The following is a 22,708-nucleotide window of genomic DNA, read 5'->3' as shown; positions in this document are numbered from 1 at the left end:
GCATCAGCAGATATAAGGAGAGAGCGATGAGCAGCCCAGAGCAGACGTGTGCCCCCATCGATAGCGTGCCGACGGCTATCAGAAAACGCCTGAACTTGTCCGGCAAGCCCCTGACCCCAACGGAGCTGGAAATCCTGCGGTGGGCTTCCGAGGGCAAGACCATCTGGGAGATCAGCCAGATTCGCGGCACCTCCGAAGCGGCGGTGAAGTTTCATCTGCGCAATATCTACGGCAAGCTGGACGTGACCAACCGGGTACAGGCGAAAAACGAAGCCACTCGCCAAGGCTTGTGCTGAAGGCACAAAAAAGGGCCGCGACGCTCAACGGCGTCGCGGCCCTTTTCATGTCTGTCGCTTATGCCGAATGGTAGGTCGGCAGCGCAAAGCGGTTCTGGCTTTGCAGCATGGAAATCTGCGGCAGCTCGCTGGCTTGTTCGGCCAGGTCACGGCGAATGGCGCTGATCACCCAGGTCAATTGATCGGCGGTGTGCAATTGCTGGTACGAGATCGAGCGCTTGACCTGTTTGCCTTCGCTGTTGCGCAGGGTCAACAGGATCCCACCGTCAGGACGTGGCTGGGTGGTGACGTCGTAGTTGGAGAATACCGAAGCGAATTTATCTTGGATCAGGCTCATGTCTATCAGCTCCATTGGCTCAAGTTGGCAAGCATGGAGTGATAGGTGCAGTGATTGTGCCAGTATTGCTTAAAGAAAAAAGTCTTTAAAAATCAGATACTTATAAAATAATCGAATTTTCATTTTCGTGCAATTTGCATGAAAGGCCATCGTGCATCCTGCATTTTGCGTTATTTAGTCGGCGCCTTTGCGAAGGTGTCGGGCTTGCCTTACAGCTATTGACCGCCTTTTTTGCCGGAAAATTCCGTTGCCTGCGGCGACTGCCCTTTGGGATACAAAACTTTTCAAATCCCGCGTGTACAGCCCAAGAAGGGCTGACGTATTTTCCTGTAACGCATTGGCGAGTGCTTACAAGCTCGTCAGGTATCTGGACTCGACCAAAAATAAGAAAAAGGAAGTCCCGCCATGAGCCATCGGCAAAACGACATGATTACCTGGGGCATGATGCTGCGAAAGGTGCCTGCCATCGTTCGGGCGCTCCCGCGTGTGGTACGCGGCATGCGCGCGGCCAATGTCACCGACCCCAGGCAACCCTGCGGCCTGGGCTGGCATTTCGAGCAAGCGACCTTGCGCAATCCTGACGGTGCCGCGCTGCTTTACGCTGACCAGGTGATCAGCTATCGCGACGCCAATCAGCAGGCCAATCGCATCGCCCATCACCTGCATGACCAGGGCATTCGCAAAGGCGACGTGGTAGCGCTGTTAATTGAAAATCGCCCCGAGTTGCTGCTCAACGTGTTGGCCGTGGCCAAGCTGGGCGGCGTCTGCGCCATGCTCAATACGTCGCAAACCCAGGGGACGCTGGTGCACAGCCTGACGCTGGTCGACCCGGTTGCCATTGTGGTGGGGGCAGAGTTGCTGAGCGCCTACGCAGCGGTGCGCGATCAGGTGCAGATCCCGGCCGAGCGCACTTGGTTTGTGGCGGATCAACCCGATGGCGCAGTTCCTGAGGGCTACATCGACCTGATGGCGGCCAGTGCCGGGCACCCGGTGGACAACCTTGCGATCTGCGCGCAGATTTCCTACAACGATCCCTGCTTCTATATCTACACCTCCGGCACCACCGGCTTGCCCAAGGCCGGCATCATGAAGCATGGGCGCTGGACCAAAACCGCTGTGAGCTTCGGCAGGATTGCCCTGGACATGGCACCGCACGACGTTCTCTATTGCACCTTGCCGCTGTACCACGGCACCGGTTTGTGCGTGTGCTGGGGCTCGGCCATTATCGGCGCGTCCGGCTTCGCCATTCGGCGCAAGTTCAGCGCCAGCCAGTTCTGGGAGGATGCGCGCAAGTTCAACGCGACCACCCTCGGCTATGTCGGTGAGTTATGCCGCTATTTGCTCGACCAGCCCCCCAGCGAACAGGATCGCGATAACCGCGTGACCAAGATGGTCGGCAATGGCCTGCGCCCCGGTGTATGGGCGCAGTTCAAACAGCGCTATGAGGTGGAGCATATTTGCGAACTGTATGCGGCCAGTGACGGCAATATCGGTTTTACCAACGTGCTGAATTTTGACAACACCATCGGCTTTTGCCTGCAGCATTGGGCGTTGGTGGATTACGCTCCGGACACAGGGGAACCGTTGCGCGGCAGTGATGGGTTCATGCACAAGGTCTCAACGGGCGGGCAGGGCTTGTTGCTGGCGAAGATCGATGAAAAGTCACCGTTCGATGGCTACACCGACCCGCAAAAAAATCGCAAAGTGGTGATCAGCGACGTGTTCGAGAAGGGCGACCGGTATTTCAATACTGGCGATCTGGTACGCAGCATCGGCTTCGGTCATGCGCAATTTGTCGATCGCCTGGGGGACACCTACCGATGGAAGGGTGAAAACGTCTCGACCACCGAAGTGGAAAACGTGCTGCTGCAACACCCGCAAATCGCCGAAGTGGTGGCTTATGGTGTCGAGATCGCGAACACCAATGGCCGTGCTGGCATGGTCGCCATCACCCCGAGTGAGTCTCTGGCTGCCCTGGACATGCGCGAACTGCTGCAATTTGCCCACGGCCAGTTGCCGCACTATGCGGTGCCGCTGTTCCTGCGGATCAAGGTAAAAATGGAAACCACCGGCACCTTCAAGTACCAGAAAATGAAACTCAAAGAGGAAGCATTCGACCCGGCCAAGGCCGGCAATGACCCGGTGTACGCCTGGCTGCCAGGTTCGCAGAGCTATGTGCCGGTTACCGGGCAATTATTGGCGCAGATCCAGGGCGGGCACTTTCGTTATTGATTCTGGCTATGGCGGCTTTTGACAAAAAAGCCATGACAGGGGGGAACTCCATCGCGACACTGGGCGCCTTATTCAGTTACACAAGCCGCCTCAGCAAGGAGCCCCCATGTCAGATCAGCCTAAACAAATGACCGAAGACGAAGCCGCCGAATTTGCCGAGCAGGTCTTCGACGTGGCCCGCCGCGGCGATGCAGCCATGCTTGCTGCGTTATTGGCCAAGGGCTTGCCGGCCAACTTTCGTAATCACAATGGCGACACCTTATTGATGCTCGCGGCCTACCACGGACACGCCGAGGCGGTAAAAGTACTGCTGGAATTCAAGGCCGACCCCTTGATCGCCAATGACAAGAACCAGTTGCCGATTGCCGGCGCGGCGTTCAAAGGCAACCTGCCGGTGGTTAGGGCCCTGATCGAAGGCGGTACGCCGGTTGAGGCGGCCTCATCGGATGGGCGTACGGCGTTGATGATGGCGGCGATGTTCAACCGCGTTGAAATGGTCGAATACCTGCTCGGTCAAGGCGCCAATCCCAAGGCTACCGACGCTCAAGGTGCCACGGCACTGGCTGCGGCACAGACCATGGGCGCGGTGGATACGGCGGCGCAGTTGCAGAAACTGGTGTAGGCTACGCGCCCTCGAAAACCCGCCCGCTACAGGATCGCCCATGAAAACCGCGCTCGTCGAACTCATCAGCAAAATCAGCGCCGGCGTCATGGCTGAGGACGAGGTGGCACGTATTGCCGACGAAGCGGCGCAAGCCTACGCAGACCCGGCCGCTTTCCTGGCGGCTAACCCGGATATCAACTACGACGACAGCTTCCCGATACCGCTGGGGGAGTGGGTGGTGGTCGGCAGCCTGCCCGACACGGTGTTGTTTCAGGCTGATACCTACGGCGACCTGTTCGCGCAGATCGTCGCCTCGTTTGGTCCGGGCGTGGCGTTCAATCTCAAGCCCAAGCAATTGACCAAGACTGAAGACCTGACCGCGTTGAACCGCATCCAGATTCAGATGAGCGCCTTGAGCCCGGAAGACGGCGGTTATGTGCTGATGAACTTCAGTCAGTTGCTCGATGATGAGATCCAGGCGGTATTGGTGTTCGGCAACGACCTGCCGCGCGTGCTGCAACTGTGCGCTGAAGTCGGCATCAAGGCTGAGCCGTCGCTTGAGGCATTGAAGATCGCCGTGCACGTCTGAAATTAAAACGGAACCCCCGCCAAGGCTGACTATCCTACAAGTGCATGCCCTCACTTAGGAGCGACACCATGGGTTCCACTTTCAACGGCCTGATTGGCCTGATCATCCTCGCGCTGGATATCTGGGCGATCATCAACGTGTTCAAAAGCGGCGCAAGTACGGGCGCCAAAGTGCTGTGGATCCTGTTGATCCTGCTGTTGCCGGTACTGGGTCTGATTATCTGGGCTATCGCCGGGCCACGCGGTAACGTGCGGATCTGAGCGCCTCACTCCTCTTGGAGTCGGCGCAGTCAATGTGGGAGGGGGCTTGCTCCCGATAGCGGTGGATCAGTGACAAATAAGCTCACTGACACACCGCTATCGGGAGCAAGCCCCCTCCCACATTTGTTCGAAAAATTTGTGTATCGAAATATTCGCTGTACAGAATTTTCACATTCCATCCAAGACAATTTGCCGGCTTTATTCGCCTGCCAAGGCTCTATCCCTGGGGCCTTTAAAGACACGACAAGGTTGCACGTTCAGTAATTAATAGCCTTGCCGGCCTTGATCGGGCACCATTTGTGCCACCGCGTAAACCGCTTACCCCAGCCAGCCTGGGCGAGGGCGGACGTCACTGCATTATTTCGCAACTTAAACTTCCAATGGGTCCTAAAACGACATGGCAAACCCGGACGCCCTGAATCAGCAGCGAGCTTCAAATCGCCTGCTGCAACCGACCGTCAAATCCCATCTGGCGTACACGCTGCTCTGCGCACTGGTCATGATGGTGATGTTCTCCCTGCTGCGCCTGGCGTTGCTGGTCTACAACCGCGAGATGATCCTGGACACGCCGGCCTCGACGTTCCTGGAAGCGTTCGCCAATGGCCTGCGCCTGGATATCCGCTTGGTGATGTACCTGCTGATCCCGTTGCTGCTGGCGTTGTTCAGTGTACGGGCCATGGCGGCACGGGGTTTCTTCCGTTTGTGGCTGACCGTCGTGTCCAGCATCGCCTTGTTCCTGGGGCTGATGGAAATGGACTTCTACCGTGAATTCCACCAGCGCCTCAACGGCCTGGTCTTCCAGTATGTGAAGGAAGACCCGAAAACCGTGATGAGCATGCTCTGGTACGGTTTCCCGGTGGTGCGCTACCTGCTGGCCTGGGCCGTGGGCACGCTGATCCTGAGCATGGCCTTCAAGGGCGCCGACCGTGCAACGCGCCCGCGTGGCCCGTTCAGCGGCGGTACGATCAGCACGCGCCAGGTGGCTCCGTGGTACAGCCGCATCGCTGTATTCGTGGTTTGCCTGCTGGTCGCCGTGGTCGCCATTCGCGGCACCCTGCGTCAGGGCCCGCCATTGCGTTGGGGGGATGTCTACACCACCGATTCGAACTTCGCCAACCAGTTGGGCCTCAATGGCACCCTGTCGCTGATCGCGGCGGCCAAGGCGCGGTTCGGTGAAGACCGTGCCAACATCTGGAAAGCCACCCTCGAACAACCGCTGGCCACCCAGACCGTGCGCGACATGCTGGTGTTGCCGAGCGAAAAACTGGTGGATACCGACACCGCTGCCGTGCGCCGTGATTTCACGCCGCCGGCCGAGAAGACTCTGCCGATCAAGAACGTCGTAGTGATCCTGATGGAAAGCTTTGCCGGTCACTCGGTGGGCGCGTTGGGGCGTCCGGGCAATATCACGCCGTACTTCGACAAGCTGACCAAGGAAGGCTTGCTGTTCGACCGCTTCTTCTCCAACGGTACCCACACCCACCAGGGTATGTTCGCCACCATGGCCTGCTTCCCGAACCTGCCGGGCTTCGAATACCTGATGCAGACCCCGGAAGGCAGCCACAAGTTGTCGGGCCTGCCGCAGTTGCTCAGTGCGCGTGATTTCGACGATGTGTATGTCTACAACGGCGATTTCGCCTGGGACAACCAGTCGGGCTTCTTCAGCAACCAGGGCATGACCAACTTCATCGGCCGTAATGACTTTGTCGACCCGGTGTTCTCCGACCCGACATGGGGCGTGTCCGACCAGGACATGTTCAACCGTGGCCTGGAGGAACTCAAAGCCCGTGAAGGCGGCAAGCCGTTCTACGCATTGCTGCAAACCTTGTCCAACCACACCCCGTACGCGTTGCCGACGCCATTGCCGGTTGAAAAAGTCACCGACCGTGGCAGCCTCAACGAGCATTTGACGGCCATGCGCTACTCTGACTGGGCCTTGGGCCAGTTCTTTGAAAAGGCCCGCAAGGAGCCGTACTTCAAGGAAACGCTGTTCGTGATTGTGGGCGACCACGGTTTCGGCAACGAGCAACAGATCACTGAAATGGACCTGGGCCGCTTCAACGTGCCGATGCTGATGATCGCACCTGGCATGCAGGAAAAGTTCGGCGTACGTGACCACACCGTGGGCACCCAGATCGACATCGTGCCGACCATCATGGGCCGCCTGGGTGGCGACACGTTGCACCAGTGCTGGGGGCGTGACCTGTTGAACCTGCCGGAAGGCGACAAGGGCTTCGGCGTGATCAAGCCATCGGGCAGCGACCAGACCGTGGCCTTGCTTACCGCTGACCGCGTACTGGTATTGCCCAAGGAAATGCCACCCAAGTTGTGGGAATACACCCTGGGCGCCGAACCGACTGGCAAGGTGATCCCTGAGTCGCCGGACGAAGCTGCGCTCAAGCAGAAACTTGAGTCGTTCCTGCAGACCGCTACCAAGAGCCTGCTGGATAACACCGCAGGTGTTGTAGATGGTAAGCCGGACTAACTGACCGGCAATAAAAAAGAGGCCTCGATCGAGGCCTCTTTTTTTGTCCCGGCTTTTATATCTTGCCGAGCAACAACAGCACCAGCAGGACGACCAGCACCACACCCAGGATACCCGACGGTCCATAACCCCAGTTACGCGAGTGCGGGAACACTGGCAGGCCGCCGACCAACAGAAGGATCAGGATAATGATTAGAATGAGGCTCATGGTTTTATTCCTTATAGGTTCTGTGCAAAAACCGGCTGTTTGACCGTTATCTCGTCCATGTGCATCGGGACGTCTTAACCATTCCGACTCATGCACTTCGCAGAAAATTCATTGTTTTTCTAAAACATTTTGATTAGTTGTTTATTTCTTTTAACCCGTGCGCAACTTGAACTAATCAGTTGAAAAAAATTGAACTTGGGCTATATGCGTGCCTGCGACCCGGCCCACGGTTTGCCTGGGGCATTCATCAATCTGATGGTGCGTGGGTGCGGGAAAAACCTTCGCTACACTGCCGGTCACTTCTTCGGTAAACCACAAGGCTACTTCCTATGCAAAATCGCATGATGATCACTGGCGCCGGGTCCGGCCTGGGTCGTGAAATCGCTCTGCGCTGGGCCAGTGAGGGCTGGCAGTTGGCGTTGTCGGATGTCAGTGAGCCCGGTTTGCAGGAGACCCTCAAACTTGTGCGCGAGGCGGGGGGTGAAGGGTTTATCCAACGCTGCGACGTGCGCGACTACAGCCAGCTCACCGCGTTTGCCCAGGCGTGCGAGGTCAAGCTCGGCGGCATTGATGTGATCGTCAACAACGCAGGCGTGGCCTCGGGTGGGTTCTTCGCCGAACTGTCCCTGGAGGATTGGGACTGGCAGATCGCAATCAATCTGATGGGCGTGGTCAAGGGCTGCAAGGCGTTCCTGCCGCTGTTGGAGAAGAGCAAGGGCCGGATCATCAACATCGCGTCGATGGCTGCATTGATGCAGGGGCCGGCCATGAGCAACTACAACGTGGCCAAGGCCGGCGTAGTGGCGTTGTCGGAAAGCCTGCTGGTCGAGCTCAAGCAGCAGGAAGTGGGCGTGCACGTGGTGTGCCCATCGTTTTTCCAGACCAACCTGCTCGACTCCTTCCGTGGGCCGACCCCGGCCATGAAGGCGCAGGTGGGCAAGTTGCTTGAAAGTTCACCTATTTCGGCGACCGATATCGCCGATTACATCTACCAGCGCGTGGCCGCGGGCGAATTCATGATCCTGCCCCATGAGCAAGGGCGCATGGCCTGGGCCCTGAAGCAGAAAAACCCGCAGTTGCTGTATGACGAAATGACTCTGATGGCCGACAAGATGCGCGCGAAGGCGCAGGTCGTTAAGGGCTGATTTGGATGAAGTCTGTCAGGCAAATTACCTACCTGTGTAGGTAATGCCTGATTTTCCAGCAAGCCATTGCCGGTCCATTTCCAAGGGCGCATGGTCCAGGTCCTGCTACTTGAAAAGGACACACGCCATGCTGGTCTTAAGCCGCACCATAGGCGAAGCCATCGCTATTGGCGATGACATCACCGTCTATATTCTCGAAGTGAACGGCACCCACGTGAAATTCGGTATCGAAGCCCCCGTGGGCGTCAATGTGCACCGCGCCGAGGTTTACCAGAAGATCCGCGAACGCCAGGGGCCCGTCACGCATCCCGTGTCGGTACCCAATCCTTAGGCGGGGTTTTCAGTCGAACAGATGCTTGGGCACATCGTGCTTGAGCATCAGTTGGCATTGCTCGCTCTCGGGGTCGAAGACGATCAGCGCCTGGCCCTTGGTCAGCGCCTGGCGTACGCGCAGCACACGCGTTTCCAGCGGCGTGTCGTCGCCATTGTCGGTGCCGTCGCGGGTGACGAAGTCTTCGATGAGGCGGGTCAGGGTGTCGACTTCAAGTGCATCGTAGGGAATCAGCATACAAGCCTCAGGTGTCAGGTCCCGGCGATGCTACTGCGCCGGGACCTATGTTGCCAGTAGCAGCTGTCGCCAGCGTCAGGACTTGTTTCCGACCAGGCTGTCCACCGACGGCACGCGGGTGTCGCTCTCCATTTGCGTTTCATGCTCGATCTGATGACTGAACCGATCCAGGGAACCCTGGGCCGGTTGCGCATCGCTGGCAAAGACCGGCGGGCTGAGGATATAGGCGCCCAGCAAGCGACTCAGGGCGGCCAGGCTGTCGATATGGGTACGCTCGTAGCCGTGGGTGGCATCGCAACCGAAGGCCAGCAGGGCGGTGCGAATGTCATGGCCGGCGGTAACCGCTGAGTGCGCATCGCTGAAGTAATAGCGGAACAGATCGCGGCGCACCGGCAAGTCGTTATCGGCGGCCAGGCGCAGCAAGTGCCGCGACAGGTGATAGTCGTACGGCCCGCCGGAGTCCTGCATCGCCACGCTCACCGCGTGTTCGCTGGAGTGCTGGCCCGGGGCGACCGGGGCGATGTCGATGCCGACAAACTCGCTGACATCCCAGGGCAGGGCGGCCGCTGCGCCACTGCCGGTTTCCTCGGTGATGGTGAACAGCGGGTGGCAGTCGATCAGCAGCGGTTCGCCACTGTCGACGATTGCCTTGAGCGCGGCGAGCAGGGCGGCGACCCCAGCTTTGTCGTCCAGGTGACGGGCGCTGATATGCCCGCTTTCGGTGAACTCCGGCAGTGGGTCGAACGCTACATAGTCACCGACGCTGATGCCTAGGGAGTCACAGTCGGCACGAGTGGCGCAGTAGGCGTCCAGGCGCAGTTCCACATGGTCCCAGCTCACCGGCATTTCATCCACGGCGGTGTTGAACGCATGCCCGGACGCCATCAACGGCAATACGCTGCCGCGGATGACACCGTTATCGGTGAACAGGCTTACCCGGCTGCCTTCGGCAAAGCGGCTCGACCAGCAGCCCACCGGTGCCAGGGTCAGGCGGCCGTTGTCCTTGATCGCTCGCACGGCGGCGCCGATGGTGTCCAGGTGCGCAGAGACGGCACGGTCAGGGCTGTTTTTCTGGCCCTTGAGGGTGGCGCGAATAGTGCCGCGCCGGGTCATTTCAAACGGGATGCCAAGTTCTTCCAGGCGTTCGGCGACGTAGCGCACGATGGTGTCGGTAAATCCGGTGGGGCTGGGAATGGCGAGCATCTCCAGCAGCACTTTTTGCAGGTAGGCGAGATCGGGTTCTGGGATGGTTCTGGTCATGGAAACTCCTGATGAGTTGAGGGCATCGATGGTTTCGATGATAGGGTTGAGAGATTCGTTGCCAGTGCCGGCCTCATCGGGGGCAAGCCCCCTCCCACCCTTGATGTGTGAACACAGGAAAATGTGGGAGGGGGCTTGCCCCCGATAGCGGTTTCACATTCAACACAAGCCTCAAGCAACACAAGCCTCAAGCGGCCGGTTGACTGTGTGGAAACAACAAATCCACAAACTTCTCTGCAGTCGGTTGCGGTTCATGGTTGGCCAGCCCGGCCCGTTCATTGGCTTCGATAAATACGTACTCCGGCTGGTCGGCCGCCGGTACCATCAGGTCCAGGCCGACCATGGGAATATCCAGGGCGCGGGCGGCGCGCACGGCGGCGTCCACCAGCGTCGGGTGCAGGATGGCGGTGACGTCTTCCAGACAACCGCCGGTATGCAGGTTGGCAGTTCGCCGCACGGCCAGGGTCTGGCCGCGGGGCAGGATGCTGTCGTAGTCGTAGCCGGCGGCCTTGAGCGTGCGCTCGGTCTCGCCGTCCAGGGGGATCTTGCTTTCGCCATCGGTGGCGGCCTGACGACGTCGGCTTTGCGCTTGGATCAATGCACGAATCGAATGCTGACCGTCGCCGATCACTTCGGCGGGGCGGCGAATCGCGGCGGCGACTACGTCGAAACCGATCACCAGGATGCGCAGGTCCAGGCCCTCGTGAAAGCTTTCGAGCAGTACGCGGCTGTCGAACTGGCGTGCCGTTTCGATGGCTTGCTGCACCTCCTCGATCGTTCGCAGGTCCACCGCCACGCCCTGGCCTTGTTCGCCATCCAACGGCTTGACCACCACGCGCTTGTGCTCGTCCAGAAACTCGAGGTTGTCGTCGGCACTGCCTGCCAACTGCTGCGCAGGCAACTTCAGGCTAGCGGCCTTGAGCACCTTGTGGGTCAGGCTCTTGTCCTGGCAAAGGGTCATGCTGATGGCGCTGGTCAAATCGCTCAGCGACTCGCGGCACCGCACGCGGCGCCCGCCGTGGCTGAGGGTGAACAGCCCGGCATCGGCGTCATCCACCTGCACATCGATACCGCGCCGATGGGCTTCTTCGACGATGATTCGCGCATACGGATTGAACCCCGCCTGCGGCCCCGGGCCGAGAAACAGCGGCTGGTTGATGCCGTTCTTGTGCTTGATCGCAAAGGTGGTCAGTGCGCGAAAACCCAGCTTGGCGTAAAGGCTCTTGGCCTGGCGGTTATCGTGCAGCACCGACAGGTCCAGGTAGCTCAAGCCACGGCTCATGAAGTGTTCCACCAGGTGGCGCACCAGCACTTCACCCACGCCGGGGCGGGTGCACTGTGGGTCTACCGCCAGGCACCACAGGCTGCAACCGTTTTCCGGGTCGTGAAAGGCTTTCTGATGGTTGAGGCCCATCACGCTGCCGATCACGGCGCCGCTGTCTTCGTCTTCCGCCAGCCAATACACCGGGCCGCCTTGATGGCGCGGTGTGAGGCGTTCGACGTCGACGGGCAACATGCCGCGGCCCTGATACAGCAAGTTGACGGCGTGCCAGTCGGCTTCGCTCTGTACCCGACGGATCCGAAAACCGCGAAACACACGGGTGGCGGGGCGGTAGTCACTGAACCACAGGCGCAAGGTGTCTGACGGGTCGAGGAATAACTGCTGCGGGTCGATCCCGAGGATTTGCTGGGGCGCGGCCACATACAGAGCGATATCACGTTCGCCGGGCTGTTCGTTGAGCAGCTCCAGGGCAAGGCTGGCAGGGTCGGGAAACGTATGCCCGATCAACAAACGCCCCCAACCGCAATGCACGGCAATCGGTTCGGGACCTTGCGGGCTGCCGTCTTCGGCAAGCCGGGCCTGCAGGCGCTCGTAGGTCGGCGCCTGGCCTTTGATCAAGCGTTGGCTATACGCCGCGGCGTTAGGTTTCATGGATCAGATTCCTTGTTCGCTGAGCCACAGGTTCAGCGCCGCCAGTTGCCACAGCTTGGAGCCGCGCAATGGGGTCAGTTGACCCTGAGGGTCCGTCAGCAGGCGATCGAGCATGGCCGGGTTGAACAGGCCACGGTCCTGGCTCGGGTCCAGCAGCAACTCGCGCACCCAGTTCAGGGTGTCGCCTTGTAAATGCTTGAGGCCGGGGACCGGGAAGTAACCTTTTTTACGGTCGATGACTTCGCTGGGGATCACCCGGCGCGCGGCCTCTTTGAGCACCTGTTTGCCGCCATCGGGCAGTTTGAACTTGCCCGGTACGCGGGCCGAGAGTTCTACCAGGCGGTAGTCGAGGAACGGTGTCCGGGCTTCCAGGCCCCAGGCCATGGTCATGTTGTCGACGCGTTTGACTGGGTCGTCCACCAGCATCACCGTGCTGTCCAGGCGCAGGGCCTTGTCTACGGCGGCTTCCGCGCCCGGCATGGCAAAATGTTCGCGCACAAAGTCGCCGGCAGCGTCGTTGGCGGTCAGCCATTTCGGTGCGACGGTGGCCGCGTAGTCATCGTAGCTGCGGTCGAAAAACGCCTCGCGGTACGCGGCATACGGGTCGCTTGCGCCATCCACCTGCGGGTACCAGTGGTAACCGGCGAACAATTCGTCGGCGCCCTGGCCGCTCTGCACCACCTTGCAATGCTTGGCGACTTCCCGCGACAACAGGTAGAACGCGATGCAGTCATGGCTGACCATCGGCTCGCTCATGGCGCGGAACGCCGCCGGCAGTTGCTCGATGATCTCGCTTTCGGCGATGCGCAGTTGGTGATGGCGAGTTCCGTAATGCTTGGCGATCAGGTCCGAGTACTGGAATTCGTCGCCGCGCTCGCCACCGGCGTCTTCAAAACCGATGGAGAACGTGGACAGGTCCTGCACACCGACTTCACGCAGCAGGCCGACGAGCATGCTCGAGTCGACGCCACCGGAGAGCAGCACGCCCACATCCACGGCGGCGCGTTGGCGGATGGCCACGGCTTCGCGGGTGCTGTCGAGCACGCGGTCGGTCCAGTCTTCCAGCGTCAGGTGTTTTTCGTCCTCATGGGGCCCGTACGGCAGGGTCCACCAGGTTTTCTGTTCGGTCTTGCCGCTTGCGTCGATGCGCATCCAGCTGGCGGGCGGCAGCTTTTCAATGCCCGCCAACAGCGTGCGCGGCGCGGGGACCACGGCGTGGAAATTCAGGTAGTGGTTGAGAGCGACCGGATCGAGGATCGGGTTGATGTCGCCGCCCTTGAGCAACGCCGGTAACGCCGAGGCAAAACGCAGGCGCTGGCCGGTGCGCGACAGGTACAAAGGTTTTACGCCCAAGCGGTCACGGGCGATGAACAGACGTTGGGCGTCACGTTCCCAGATGGCGAAGGCAAACATGCCGTTGAGCTTGGGCAGCAGTGCTTCGCCCCAGGCGTGGTAGCCCTTGAGCAGCACTTCGGTATCACCGCCGGAATAGAAGGCGTAGCCCAGGGCTTCCAGCTCTTCTCGTAGTTCCGGGAAGTTATAGATCGCGCCATTGAACGCCAGGGACAATCCCAGTTGGGCGTCAACCATCGGCTGCGCGGAGCCGTCCGACAGGTCCATGATTTTCAGGCGGCGGTGGCCCAGGGCAATCGGCCCTTGGGCGTGGAAGCCCCATGCGTCGGGGCCACGGGGGGCGAGGTGATGAGTGATGCGTTCTACGGCTGCCAGGTCGGCAGGTTGATGATCAAAGCGTAACTCGCCAGCTAATCCACACATAAGTTCCTTACCGGTTTTTCCGTTGGGGAGGGGTCAATACTCAATGCGCCAAACGGCGCGTACCCAGAAACTGACCCAGTGCTATGCGTGGAGTTTTAGACCGATAAGTTATAAGGCAGATGGCCGCCTAGCCATCAATCCCGCTCTTTACGGGCTGCGGCCTGGCCTCGAACCAGAGCGCGCAGGGTAAACCGGTTGGGGTGGCAAGCCGCGGCCACGCTGGCCGGTACCGGCAGCGGTTCGCCATTCAGCCAGGCGGCCAGGAGTTCGCCGCACAGTGGTGCGGTGATCAGGCCGCGGGAGCCATGGCCACTGTTGAGGTACAGCCCGGGCAGCCAGGGGCACGGCGTATCCGGTACTTGCCGGGCGTCTTTGCCCAGCACGGCATAAGCCTGCTGGAACGCTTCATGGTCGGCCAGCGGCCCGACGATCGGCAGGTAATCGGGGCTGGTGCAGCGAAACGCAGCACGCCCTTCCAACTGTTCGGCCGCCAGGCGGTCGGCGCCCAGGCGCTGCAGCAGGTCTGTGGAGATCTCGCGCAGCATCTCCAGGTTGCCGGTGTGTTCAGCGAGCGTGGGTGTGAGGTCTTGGTTGTTGAAGTCAAAACTGGCGCCCAGGGTATGTTCACCAAGGCGGGCTGGTGCGACGTAACCCTCGGCACAGACCACAGTAGTAAGGGCCTCACTGGCTGGGGTTTGTGCGAGCCGGGTGATCTGCCCGCGAATACGCTTGAGCGGCATGTCTGCGCTCAAGGGGAAACGCTTGATCTCGGCCGCCCCGGCGAGCACCACCACGCTGGCGCTGGCCAGCACGCGATCGCCGGCGCGAGCGTGCCACTGGTCGTCTCGCCGGTCCAGTTCAAGCGCCTCATGGTGGCTGAGCACCTCAATCAGCGGATGCGTCGCCTGCCACTGGCACAGTGCGGGTGGATGCACCCAGCCGCCCTCGGGGAAAAACAGGCCGCCGTGGGCCAGTTGGATTCCAGCCTGTTGTTGCGCCTGCTCGCGGTCGAGCAGGTGCAGCAGGCCCGGTGCGAAGGCGTCGGCGAGTTGGGCCTGGCGCTGGCCTTCCTTGGCGTCGAACGCCAGTTGCAACACACCACAGCCATCCCAATCCACGCCACGGTGCAAGTGCTCCAGCAGGCGGCGGGTGTGGCCGAAACCGCTGAGTATCAGTTGGGACAATGCGGTGCCATGGGCCGACAGCTTGAGGTACAGCACGCCCTGAGGGTTGCCCGAGGCTTCCTGCGCCAGGCCGGCATGGCGTTCCAGCAAGCTGACGCGCCAACCGCGGGCGGCCAGGCTGGCAGCCGTTGCGCAACCGGCCAGGCCACCGCCAATAACCACGGCGTGGCGTTCACCGTCGATGGCTGGGGGGCGAGCGAACCAGGGTTTGCTTTTTGCGGGCGGCGGCGTCTCGTCGGGCCAGCCGAGAAACTCTCCACGCAGAATCTCCCACTTGTGCCCGATGCCCGGCGTGCGCTTCATCTTGAAGCCCGCGGCGTTGATCAGGCGCCGTACCCAGCCGGTGCTGGTAAAGGTGCTGATGGTCGAGCCCGGAGCGGCCAGGCGCGCCAGTTCAGCGAACAGTTCGGCGGTCCACATATCGGGGTTTTTCGCCGGGGCGAAACCGTCCAGAAACCAGGCGTCGATCTGCGCATCCAGTTGCGGCAATTGCTCCAGAGCATCGCCGATCAACAGGGTCAGGACCACGCGGCCGTTATCCAGTACCAGGCGTTGGAAGCCTTGGTGAATGGCGATGTATTGCGCCAAGAGTTGTTCGGCCAAGGGTTGCAGTTCAGGCCAGAGGGCGAGGGCGCGTTGCAGGTCGGCATGGCTCAGCGGATATTTTTCCACGCTGACAAAGTGCAGGCGCGCGCCGGCCGGTGCGTGTTGCTCAAACAATTGCCAGGCGCAGAGAAAATTCAAACCCGTGCCGAAGCCGGTTTCGCCGATCACCAGCCGCCCGCCCGCTGGCAAGCCAGCAAAGCGCTCCTGCAAGCGGTTCTGCTCCAGGAACACATAGCGGGTTTCTGCAAGGCCCGACTGGTCGGAGAAGTACACGTCGTCGAACACCCGCGAATGCGGGCGACCTTGGTCATCCCAGTCGAGCTGGGCGTGGGTGATGGGGGTCATGGGCGGCTCATAGACATACAGCAGGCAAAGACAAGGCGGCCATTCTAGCCGATCGCGGCGCGCAGGGCCGATTCCAGGTGGTAGCCCCATAGGTTTTGCATGGAAATAGCTGCTGCGTCCGGCCTGCAATCCATCAACTATCAGCGTTAATTCTGTGCAAGTTGCTGCGGTATCGTAATAGCTTGATTTATAGGCAATAAAGGACATTGCTGATGCGCCCGCAGGACGATTTGAACAGCAAACTGAACCAATTGACCCAGCGGCAACTGCAATCCGCCTTACTGGAAATGACGGGTGATTTGGACAAGGCCCAGGTGTTGCAAAAGCAACTGCCGGGCTGGATGGTCAACGCACCGCCTGGCGTGTTGGACGCACTGACCAGAGATGCCGCACGGGTTGCAGATGCCCAGGCAGTTGTCGCCGAGCAATTGAAGCCTTTGCAAGCACTGGATGAGTTTTGCAGTGAGCGGCTCAAGGCTTACTGTCAGACCCGATGGCAACTGACCGTGGATCCGAAAAAAGATCTTTTGGTGCGTGCTGTAAACGAGTACGAGAAAGAAGTCTTGCCATTGAAATATGTGAAAACGGTGAGGCTGGTGCAGGACAGTCTCCTGCATGTGGCGATGCAGAATTTTTCCGAGGATGAAGTGCGAGCGCAGCACTTTCCGACGGGCTCGCTGCTGCGCTTGGGGGCTGCCGCTCGCGGGGTCATTGGCATAACCCCCCTGGAGTTTGCACAGGGGTGCCGTGCCCTGGATCTGGGTGGCCTGTATCAGCAGCACATCAGTGAAGTATTCAAGCTGGGGAGTGATCAGCCCAACCTCAATGATGTCGCAACCGATATCGGCCAGATGAAAACCCTGGATATGAAAATCGACGCCCACATTGCCCTGATGCGCGCAGATATTTCCCAAGGTGTCTACGAGGTGTTGTGCAAATTGCTGGACCGCAAGCTGACAGCGTCTCAGGCTCAGGCGGCAGGGATTTTGTTTGAATGGCGCCCCGTCACTTGGCAATGGCTGAATGTACAGGGCAGTTGCCTGTGGAGCATTCTGGTGTTCTCCGGCCGCTCGGTTGCGCAATATCCGCAAGAACCCTGTGTGGTGTACATGCCCAATGAGCCGGAGCGGCCATTGTTCGAGTATTCCTCGTTTGATGACTTTCAGGTCTACCTCAAGCGCAAGCTTGAAGTGCCGGCTTATCGTAGTTTCTTTACCCGGTACCTGAGCCAGGATGACCGGGTCGGCTTCTTCAGCCATTTCGATCAATCCCGTACCTTGGGGGCGCTGGAGGCAACCCCCATTACGGTTAGCCTGGCGGGGCATTTTTTCGCAACTTACGCCGCCAAACTCCAAGCCGACGCGCGGACCCTGGCGGTACCGGTAGCCGACGTGGATGAGGTGGCCCGCGAGCAGCGCTTGCAAGCGTACCTGGATGCCGGTTTGACAGTGCTCAACCTCGCCGGGTTTGTTGTGCCGGAGTTGGGACTATTGATGACTGGCGTGGCGGTGGGCCAGATGCTCGGCGAGCTGTATGAGGGCATTGAGGACTGGCGCCGTGGCGATAAAGAAGAGGCGTTCAAGCAGTTGGCAGCGGTAGCGCAAAACATCACCTCGATGGTGCTGTTCGCGGCGGGGAGCAAGGTTGTCGGTTCGGCGATGAAACGCAGCGGTCTTAACCTGGATAACTTTTTTCGCCAGTTTGAAGTGGTACGCCCCACAGATGGCAATCTGCGGCTGTGGCGGGCAAATGTCACGCCGTACTTCCATGATCAGCGTCTTGTCGACGACGAGGTTGCGGACGCTACGGGAATTTACAAAGTCGGAGGGCATTCATACGTCAAGGTCAATGATTGCGTACATCGGGTTGCGTTTGACTCGAAACTGGATCGATGGCGGGCCAGTCACCCGCTGCGGCAGACGGCTTATCGCCCGCTGTTGCTGCACAACGGCGAAGGACGCTGGCGTTTTGCGTTCGAAACGCCCGACGAATGGGAGGATCAGGAGTATCTCTTTTCACGCCTGAACCCGGCAGGCCCAGGTGCTTCGCTGCATCCCAGGAAGCTTGTGCAGATCAAGGCCATTATGGATATGCCCCATGAATGGGGCGTCTATCAGGCCGAAGAGTGCCTGCCCTTTCCCGCACGTTTTCGTGATTTGTATGAGCGTTTCAAGCTGGACCAGTCCATTCGTGATCTGATCTGGCAGTTGGAAAGCGGTGCGTCCCCCAGTGTAGAAAACTTGACCTTGCAGATGCATGCCCTGCCCTTGTTAGACGGGTGGCCGGTGGGGCGCTATTTTGAGGTGCTGGATGCACAGGGCCGCGTCAAGGCGCGTTACCCCACCGGTGGGCCGTTTGACAATGTAGGCCTGCGTTTGACGCTCACTGAGCAGATGCTTCGTGAGGGCAAAGTGTTTGATGTGCTGTTGTCCGAGCTGGACGAGGCACAAAAAATCGGCCTGCTTGGAGAGGGGGTTGCTGCTGATCAGGAGCGCGGCGTATTGGAGCGTCAGTTGCTCGCACACCTCAAGGCTGACTGCAGGCCGTTGTTCGAGCAGTTGTATCAGGCCCATGACGGACCTGTACCGCCCGAATGGGCGTTGCTCAGGCGTACCTATCCGCAACTGCCCTGTACGCTGATGCGCGAATTGATGGCCCAGACCTCAACGGTGCAGCGCGAGACCCTGCGCGATAATCAACGTATCCCCATGGCATTGGCCGAGTCGGTCCAGCGTGCCCTCGGGGAGCAACGCCTGGACCGCGCCCTGATGGGGTTTGAGCAGCCTGAGCTGGCCAGCCTGGATACGGCGTGTGTGGCGGTTCGGTCGATGCCGCATCTGGCAGGGTGGGGCAGGGAGGTGCGGCTTGAGTTGCGCCAGGGTTCGCCACAGGGTGACTTATTGGCCCTGGGCGCGAGCAATGGCGCCGGTGCGCGACGAATAGTGGTCAGCTCGGACGCTGGGTTTGCAACGTTCGACGACAACGGCCTGAGTCTAGGTGGGCCTTACTCCGGACCGGACGGCTTGTTTCAGGCGATTGAGTGCGCGCTGACCGACAGTCAGCGCGTAGCAATGGGGTTGCCGCTCAACGAGGCCAACAATCTCTGGCGCCTGCGCTACATGAGCGCTTCCCAGGCCAAGGGGGAACGGGAGCTGGCCGCCGAGGCTTTTTCCAGCAGGGGCAGCGAGCCGGTACTGGACGCGATGCCCTGTGAAATGGCTGATTCGCCGACGGGGCCATTGGCGCACCCTCGCGCGCTGGTGCGCAAGGTGAAGCGTTTGTACCCCTTGTTCAGCACTGCACAAGTGTCTTCGCTGCTGATGGCCTTGGGTGCTGACCATCTTTCCCGGGCCAGGGCGGTAAAGCGTTTGAAGGCAGAGCTTACTCATCTGCGAGCGCTGCTCAAACACTGGAAGACCGATACCCAGGGCATGGATAAACAGCCGGGCCTGAGTGACATTCGTACCAGCCGCGAGCAGGTGGCTGAGCGCATTGAAGCCTGTTGGCGGCGTCAAAGCTTTGCTCTGGATGAACATCAGATGTCGGTTGCCAGTTTGAACCTGGACGGAATGCGCGTCGGATCGTTGCCGACGCTGCCTGCCGACATTCGTTTCGACCATGTCCGTCAGGTGTCACTCAAGAACATGCGATTGGGCGATGACGTCGCGTATTTCCTCAAGTGTTTCAAAGGCATTCGGCATCTGGCGCTGGACCGTAACCGCCTGACGCGCTTGCCGGAAATATTCTCGCGGATGCTCGACCTCGAAAGCTTGTCGATGCCCCATAACCGTCTTGCACTGACCGAGTATACCCAGCTGAAACTGGCTGATCTGAATACGCTGCGCCTGCTGGACCTGAGCCATAACCCACTGGATAAGCTGGTGGATGTCAGCAGGATGCGTGACTTGCACACGCTGTTGCTGCGGGACAGCAGACTCGTCGACCTGCCGTCGGGCATCGGGCGGTTGGCCCACTTGGAGCAGGTGGATCTGCGCGATAACCTGATCACCGTGCTGCCCGAGTGGTTGTTCACGGTGCCGCGCATTTTCAGCCAGTCGATCGACTTGGGCGGCAATCCGCTATCCGACACGACAGTAGAGGCACTCGAGCGTTACCGCGCTGACGTGGGTATTGGTATGGGGTATGTAGACGACGATCAGCCTCGTATGAGCGAACTGAAGGCCAGGGCGCGGTGGTTGCCGGACGAGGTGGCTGCCCGCGATGCCAACAAGCGTAGCGTCTGGGCCAACCTGCGGGATGATCCGGAGTCGACAGAGTTGTTCCTGTTGCTGGCTGAATTGACCAGTGCTGCTGACAGTCGCCGTGTGCGCGAGGATATGACGCAACGTGTCTGGGACGTATTGCAGGCGACCCATGACAATGTCGGGCTGCGCGAGCAGGTCTTCCAACTGGCAGCCCATCCGACTGGTTGTGAGGATGGGGCGGCGCAGATGTTCAGCCAGATTGAGGTTCTCAAGGAAGTCGAGAAGGCAACGCTGCAGGCGGGTCGTGCACAGAGCAACTCCGGGGCGCTGTTGAACTTGAGTCGAGGTTTGTTTCGCCTCAGCGAGCTGGAGAAAATTGCGGCGACATACGCGGTTGAAAAAGCCTCCTCGGATCCGCTGGAGATCAACCTGGCATTTCGGATCGGGTTGGCCAAGGACCTGCAACTGCCGGGGCAGCCGAAACATATGGTCTATGACTCGTTTTTCGAGGTGCCCAGCAACGATTTGGCGATGGCGCAAGCCCAGGTGCGAACAGCTGAGCTGTCGCCTGCCTTCTTGCGTTTTATTACCCAGTTGACGTTCTGGAAAACCCATCTCAAACAGCAGTTTCCTGCTGAGTTCCTATCGGTGACTGAGCCCTTCGATACGCAGCAGCAAACACTTTTTGAGAATCGCCAGGACCTTACTGACGGGGAGTATTTCAAACAAATGGAAGCCCTGCGCACACCGCGACGGCAGGCAATAACCGCAGTGATGGAGCGCCTGACACAGCAGATGTTGAAGCATCAGGACCTGGGCCTATGTCACGTTCCTGGGTATTAACCGTAGCCGCAGTGATTGATCCACGGCAAGCCGAGTGAAATTCCTTGCCTGCCGTGGTGCCCAATCCGCTAGTCTTGAGCCATCTTGAAACGGAGCTGCCCATGTTCGAATCCGCCGAAATCGGTCACGCCATCGACAAAGACACCTATGACGCCGAAGTGCCGGCCCTGCGTGAAGCCTTGTTGGAGGTGCAGTACGAGTTGCAGCAGCAGAAGCGCTTCCCGGTGATCATCCTGATCAATGGCATCGAAGGCGCGGGCAAGGGCGAAACCGTCAAGCTGCTCAATGAATGGATGGACCCGCGCCTGATCGAAGTGCGCACCTTCGACCAGCAGACCGACGAAGAACTGGCGCGCCCGCCGGCCTGGCGCTATTGGCGGCAACTGCCGGCCAAGGGTCGCATGGGCATCTTTTTCGGTAACTGGTACAGCCAGATGCTGCAAGGCCGGGTGCATGGGCAGATCAAGGATGCGCGCCTGGACCAGGCCATCGCCGGCGCCGAACGTCTGGAAAAAATGCTCTGCGATGAAGGTGCGCTGATCTTCAAGTTCTGGTTCCACCTGTCCAAAAAACAGATGAAGGCGCGCCTCAAGGCCCTGGCCGACGACCCGCTGCACAGCTGGCGCATCAGCCCGCTGGATTGGCAGCAGTCCGAGACCTACGACAAGTTCGTGCATTTCGGTGAGCGTGTGCTGCGCCGCACCAGCCGCGATTACGCGCCGTGGCATGTGATCGAAGGCGTCGACCCCCATTACCGTGGGCTGACCGTGGGCAAGATCCTGCTGGATGGACTGCAAAGTGCCTTGAAACAGGCCAAGGTCAAGGCCAGCGGCATGAACCCGGCGCCGTTGCTTGCCTCGGTTGACCAGAAGAGCCTGCTCGACAGCCTGGACATGACCCTGCGCCTGGACAAGGACGATTACGAAGAACAGCTGATCACCGAGCAGGCGCGCTTCTCTGGTCTGATGCGCGACAAACGCATGCGCAAACACGCGCTGGTGAGCGTATTCGAAGGCAACGACGCAGCCGGCAAGGGCGGGGCGATCCGTCGTGTGGCGGCAGCACTGGACCCGCGCCAGTACCACATCGTGCCGATTGCCGCGCCCAGTGAAGACGAACGCGCCCAGCCTTATCTATGGCGGTTCTGGCAGAAGATCCCGGCGCGTGGCATGTTCACCGTGTTCGACCGCTCCTGGTACGGCCGCGTGCTGGTGGAACGCATCGAAGGCTTTTGCACCCCGGCGGACTGGATGCGCGCCTATGGCGAGATCAATGACTTCGAAGAGCAATTGCGCGATGCGAGGGTGATCGTGGTCAAGTTCTGGCTGGCCATCGACAAGGACACCCAACTGGAGCGCTTCCAGGCCCGCGAGGAAATCCCGTTCAAGCGCTTCAAGATCACTGAAGATGATTGGCGCAACCGCGACAAATGGGACGACTACCGCGCGGCGGTGGGCGACATGGTTGATCGCACCAGCACCGAGGTGGCGCCCTGGACCCTGGTAGAAGCCAATGACAAGCGCTGGGCGCGGGTCAAGGTGTTGCGCACCATCAACCGGGCGCTGGAGGATGCGTTCGCTAAAACCGATAAGCACGACAAAAAGAAAAAGAAATAGCCTGCACCCGGCTCGGTCCAAATGTGGGAGGGGGCTTGCTCCCGATGGCGGTGAGTCAGTCACAGATGTGCTGACTGACACTCCCTTATCGGGCCACAGCTCACTAGTTGTCTGCTCTAGCTCTTAACTGACTGGCATTGGGGCAAGCCCCCTCCCACATTTAGGATTGTGGCGTATCCCAATCCAGTGACTTGCCCCTAGAATGCGGTTCCACTT

General features: G+C 60.0%; 17 protein-coding genes. 10 read left to right on the top strand and 7 right to left on the bottom strand.

Translation table 11 applies throughout. The features are described 5' to 3' along the window. Window positions 1-26: 26 nt before the first annotated feature. Entirely contained in the window at window positions 27-296 is a 270-nt protein-coding gene (locus E3O56_RS21060; RefSeq protein ID WP_032880144.1) for a helix-turn-helix transcriptional regulator, read from the top strand. Between the two features lie 58 nt (window positions 297-354). On the opposite strand, the gene E3O56_RS21055 is transcribed toward E3O56_RS21060, so the two are convergent. Continuing rightward, entirely contained in the window at window positions 355-633 is a 279-nt protein-coding gene (locus tag E3O56_RS21055) for a DUF3509 domain-containing protein (RefSeq protein ID WP_003172952.1), read from the bottom strand. Window positions 634-1,038: 405 nt separating this feature from the next. Between E3O56_RS21055 and E3O56_RS21050 the strand changes: the two genes are divergently transcribed. The 5 genes from E3O56_RS21050 to E3O56_RS21030 all read left to right on the top strand — a co-directional run bounded on the left by E3O56_RS21050 (window position 1,039) and on the right by E3O56_RS21030 (window position 6,803). Next, window positions 1,039-2,865, top strand: coding sequence for a long-chain-acyl-CoA synthetase (locus E3O56_RS21050; RefSeq protein ID WP_248128946.1), 1,827 nt, complete (start codon window positions 1,039-1,041; stop codon window positions 2,863-2,865). Window positions 2,866-2,971: 106 nt separating this feature from the next. Beyond that, entirely contained in the window at window positions 2,972-3,487 is a 516-nt protein-coding gene (locus E3O56_RS21045) for an ankyrin repeat domain-containing protein (RefSeq protein ID WP_248128945.1), read from the top strand. A 40-nt stretch (window positions 3,488-3,527) separates the two neighbouring features. Further along, window positions 3,528-4,058, top strand: a complete 531-nt coding sequence (locus tag E3O56_RS21040; protein ID WP_005789905.1) for a hypothetical protein — start codon at window positions 3,528-3,530, stop codon at window positions 4,056-4,058. A 68-nt stretch (window positions 4,059-4,126) separates the two neighbouring features. Continuing rightward, window positions 4,127-4,318, top strand: coding sequence for a PLDc N-terminal domain-containing protein (locus tag E3O56_RS21035; RefSeq protein ID WP_003172956.1), 192 nt, complete (start codon window positions 4,127-4,129; stop codon window positions 4,316-4,318). Between the two features lie 397 nt (window positions 4,319-4,715). Further along, window positions 4,716-6,803, top strand: a complete 2,088-nt coding sequence (locus E3O56_RS21030; protein ID WP_005789904.1) for an LTA synthase family protein — start codon at window positions 4,716-4,718, stop codon at window positions 6,801-6,803. A gap of 55 nt (window positions 6,804-6,858) precedes the next feature. Here E3O56_RS21030 and E3O56_RS21025 read toward each other — a convergent pair whose 3' ends face one another. Continuing rightward, complete coding sequence (locus tag E3O56_RS21025; protein ID WP_003192767.1) at window positions 6,859-7,011, bottom strand: DUF3309 family protein; 153 nt, start codon at window positions 7,009-7,011, stop codon at window positions 6,859-6,861. A gap of 329 nt (window positions 7,012-7,340) precedes the next feature. On the opposite strand from E3O56_RS21025, the gene E3O56_RS21020 reads away from it, so the two are divergent. Together E3O56_RS21020 and csrA are read left to right on the top strand one after the other, a co-directional pair. Then, on the top strand, window positions 7,341-8,156 hold the full coding sequence (locus E3O56_RS21020; protein ID WP_032880148.1) for an SDR family oxidoreductase: 816 nt from the start codon (window positions 7,341-7,343) through the stop codon (window positions 8,154-8,156). A 127-nt stretch (window positions 8,157-8,283) separates the two neighbouring features. Beyond that, on the top strand, window positions 8,284-8,487 hold the full coding sequence (gene csrA / locus E3O56_RS21015) for a carbon storage regulator CsrA (protein WP_005789902.1): 204 nt from the start codon (window positions 8,284-8,286) through the stop codon (window positions 8,485-8,487). Between the two features lie 9 nt (window positions 8,488-8,496). On the opposite strand, the gene E3O56_RS21010 is transcribed toward csrA, so the two are convergent. The 5 genes from E3O56_RS21010 to mnmC all read right to left on the bottom strand — a co-directional run bounded on the left by E3O56_RS21010 (window position 8,497) and on the right by mnmC (window position 15,828). Beyond that, window positions 8,497-8,724, bottom strand: a complete 228-nt coding sequence (locus tag E3O56_RS21010; protein WP_003192759.1) for a YheU family protein — start codon at window positions 8,722-8,724, stop codon at window positions 8,497-8,499. Between the two features lie 75 nt (window positions 8,725-8,799). Beyond that, window positions 8,800-9,984 carry an osmoprotectant NAGGN system M42 family peptidase gene (locus tag E3O56_RS21005; RefSeq protein ID WP_005789901.1) on the bottom strand — a complete coding sequence of 395 codons (1,185 nt, stop codon included), beginning with the start codon at window positions 9,982-9,984 and terminating at the stop codon, window positions 8,800-8,802. Between the two features lie 187 nt (window positions 9,985-10,171). Next, window positions 10,172-11,917 (bottom strand): N-acetylglutaminylglutamine synthetase, encoded by a 1,746-nt coding sequence (ngg, locus tag E3O56_RS21000; protein ID WP_248128944.1) that lies wholly within the window; start codon window positions 11,915-11,917, stop codon window positions 10,172-10,174. Window positions 11,918-11,920: 3 nt separating this feature from the next. Further along, complete coding sequence (locus E3O56_RS20995; protein WP_032880150.1) at window positions 11,921-13,693, bottom strand: N-acetylglutaminylglutamine amidotransferase; 1,773 nt, start codon at window positions 13,691-13,693, stop codon at window positions 11,921-11,923. 134 nt (window positions 13,694-13,827) lie between these two features. Next, window positions 13,828-15,828, bottom strand: a complete 2,001-nt coding sequence (gene mnmC, locus E3O56_RS20990) for a bifunctional tRNA (5-methylaminomethyl-2-thiouridine)(34)-methyltransferase MnmD/FAD-dependent 5-carboxymethylaminomethyl-2-thiouridine(34) oxidoreductase MnmC (protein ID WP_248128943.1) — start codon at window positions 15,826-15,828, stop codon at window positions 13,828-13,830. 212 nt (window positions 15,829-16,040) lie between these two features. Here mnmC and E3O56_RS20985 point away from each other — a divergent pair, with 212 nt between their 5' ends. Together E3O56_RS20985 and pap are read left to right on the top strand one after the other, a co-directional pair. Then, window positions 16,041-20,876: an NEL-type E3 ubiquitin ligase domain-containing protein gene (locus E3O56_RS20985; protein WP_248128942.1), complete on the top strand. Its 4,836-nt coding sequence runs from the start codon at window positions 16,041-16,043 to the stop codon at window positions 20,874-20,876. A 101-nt stretch (window positions 20,877-20,977) separates the two neighbouring features. Next, window positions 20,978-22,492, top strand: coding sequence for a polyphosphate:AMP phosphotransferase (gene pap / locus E3O56_RS20980; protein ID WP_078821923.1), 1,515 nt, complete (start codon window positions 20,978-20,980; stop codon window positions 22,490-22,492). Window positions 22,493-22,708 lie beyond the last annotated feature (216 nt).

The sequence above is a fragment of the Pseudomonas sp. W2Aug9 genome (genome assembly GCF_023127755.1).
Taxonomy (GTDB): domain Bacteria; phylum Pseudomonadota; class Gammaproteobacteria; order Pseudomonadales; family Pseudomonadaceae; genus Aquipseudomonas; species Aquipseudomonas synxantha_A.
This window is presented reverse-complemented; position numbering and strand designations above follow the sequence as displayed.

Coding starts and splice junctions, on each gene's coding strand:
- E3O56_RS21060 (WP_032880144.1), top strand. CDS start 27: ATGAGCAGCCCAGAGCAGACGTGTGCCCCCATCGATAGCGTGCCGACG.
- E3O56_RS21055 (WP_003172952.1), bottom strand. CDS start 633: ATGAGCCTGATCCAAGATAAATTCGCTTCGGTATTCTCCAACTACGAC.
- E3O56_RS21050 (WP_248128946.1), top strand. CDS start 1,039: ATGAGCCATCGGCAAAACGACATGATTACCTGGGGCATGATGCTGCGA.
- E3O56_RS21045 (WP_248128945.1), top strand. CDS start 2,972: ATGTCAGATCAGCCTAAACAAATGACCGAAGACGAAGCCGCCGAATTT.
- E3O56_RS21040 (WP_005789905.1), top strand. CDS start 3,528: ATGAAAACCGCGCTCGTCGAACTCATCAGCAAAATCAGCGCCGGCGTC.
- E3O56_RS21035 (WP_003172956.1), top strand. CDS start 4,127: ATGGGTTCCACTTTCAACGGCCTGATTGGCCTGATCATCCTCGCGCTG.
- E3O56_RS21030 (WP_005789904.1), top strand. CDS start 4,716: ATGGCAAACCCGGACGCCCTGAATCAGCAGCGAGCTTCAAATCGCCTG.
- E3O56_RS21025 (WP_003192767.1), bottom strand. CDS start 7,011: ATGAGCCTCATTCTAATCATTATCCTGATCCTTCTGTTGGTCGGCGGC.
- E3O56_RS21020 (WP_032880148.1), top strand. CDS start 7,341: ATGCAAAATCGCATGATGATCACTGGCGCCGGGTCCGGCCTGGGTCGT.
- csrA (WP_005789902.1), top strand. CDS start 8,284: ATGCTGGTCTTAAGCCGCACCATAGGCGAAGCCATCGCTATTGGCGAT.
- E3O56_RS21010 (WP_003192759.1), bottom strand. CDS start 8,724: ATGCTGATTCCCTACGATGCACTTGAAGTCGACACCCTGACCCGCCTC.
- E3O56_RS21005 (WP_005789901.1), bottom strand. CDS start 9,984: ATGACCAGAACCATCCCAGAACCCGATCTCGCCTACCTGCAAAAAGTG.
- ngg (WP_248128944.1), bottom strand. CDS start 11,917: ATGAAACCTAACGCCGCGGCGTATAGCCAACGCTTGATCAAAGGCCAG.
- E3O56_RS20995 (WP_032880150.1), bottom strand. CDS start 13,693: ATGTGTGGATTAGCTGGCGAGTTACGCTTTGATCATCAACCTGCCGAC.
- mnmC (WP_248128943.1), bottom strand. CDS start 15,828: ATGACCCCCATCACCCACGCCCAGCTCGACTGGGATGACCAAGGTCGC.
- E3O56_RS20985 (WP_248128942.1), top strand. CDS start 16,041: ATGCGCCCGCAGGACGATTTGAACAGCAAACTGAACCAATTGACCCAG.
- pap (WP_078821923.1), top strand. CDS start 20,978: ATGTTCGAATCCGCCGAAATCGGTCACGCCATCGACAAAGACACCTAT.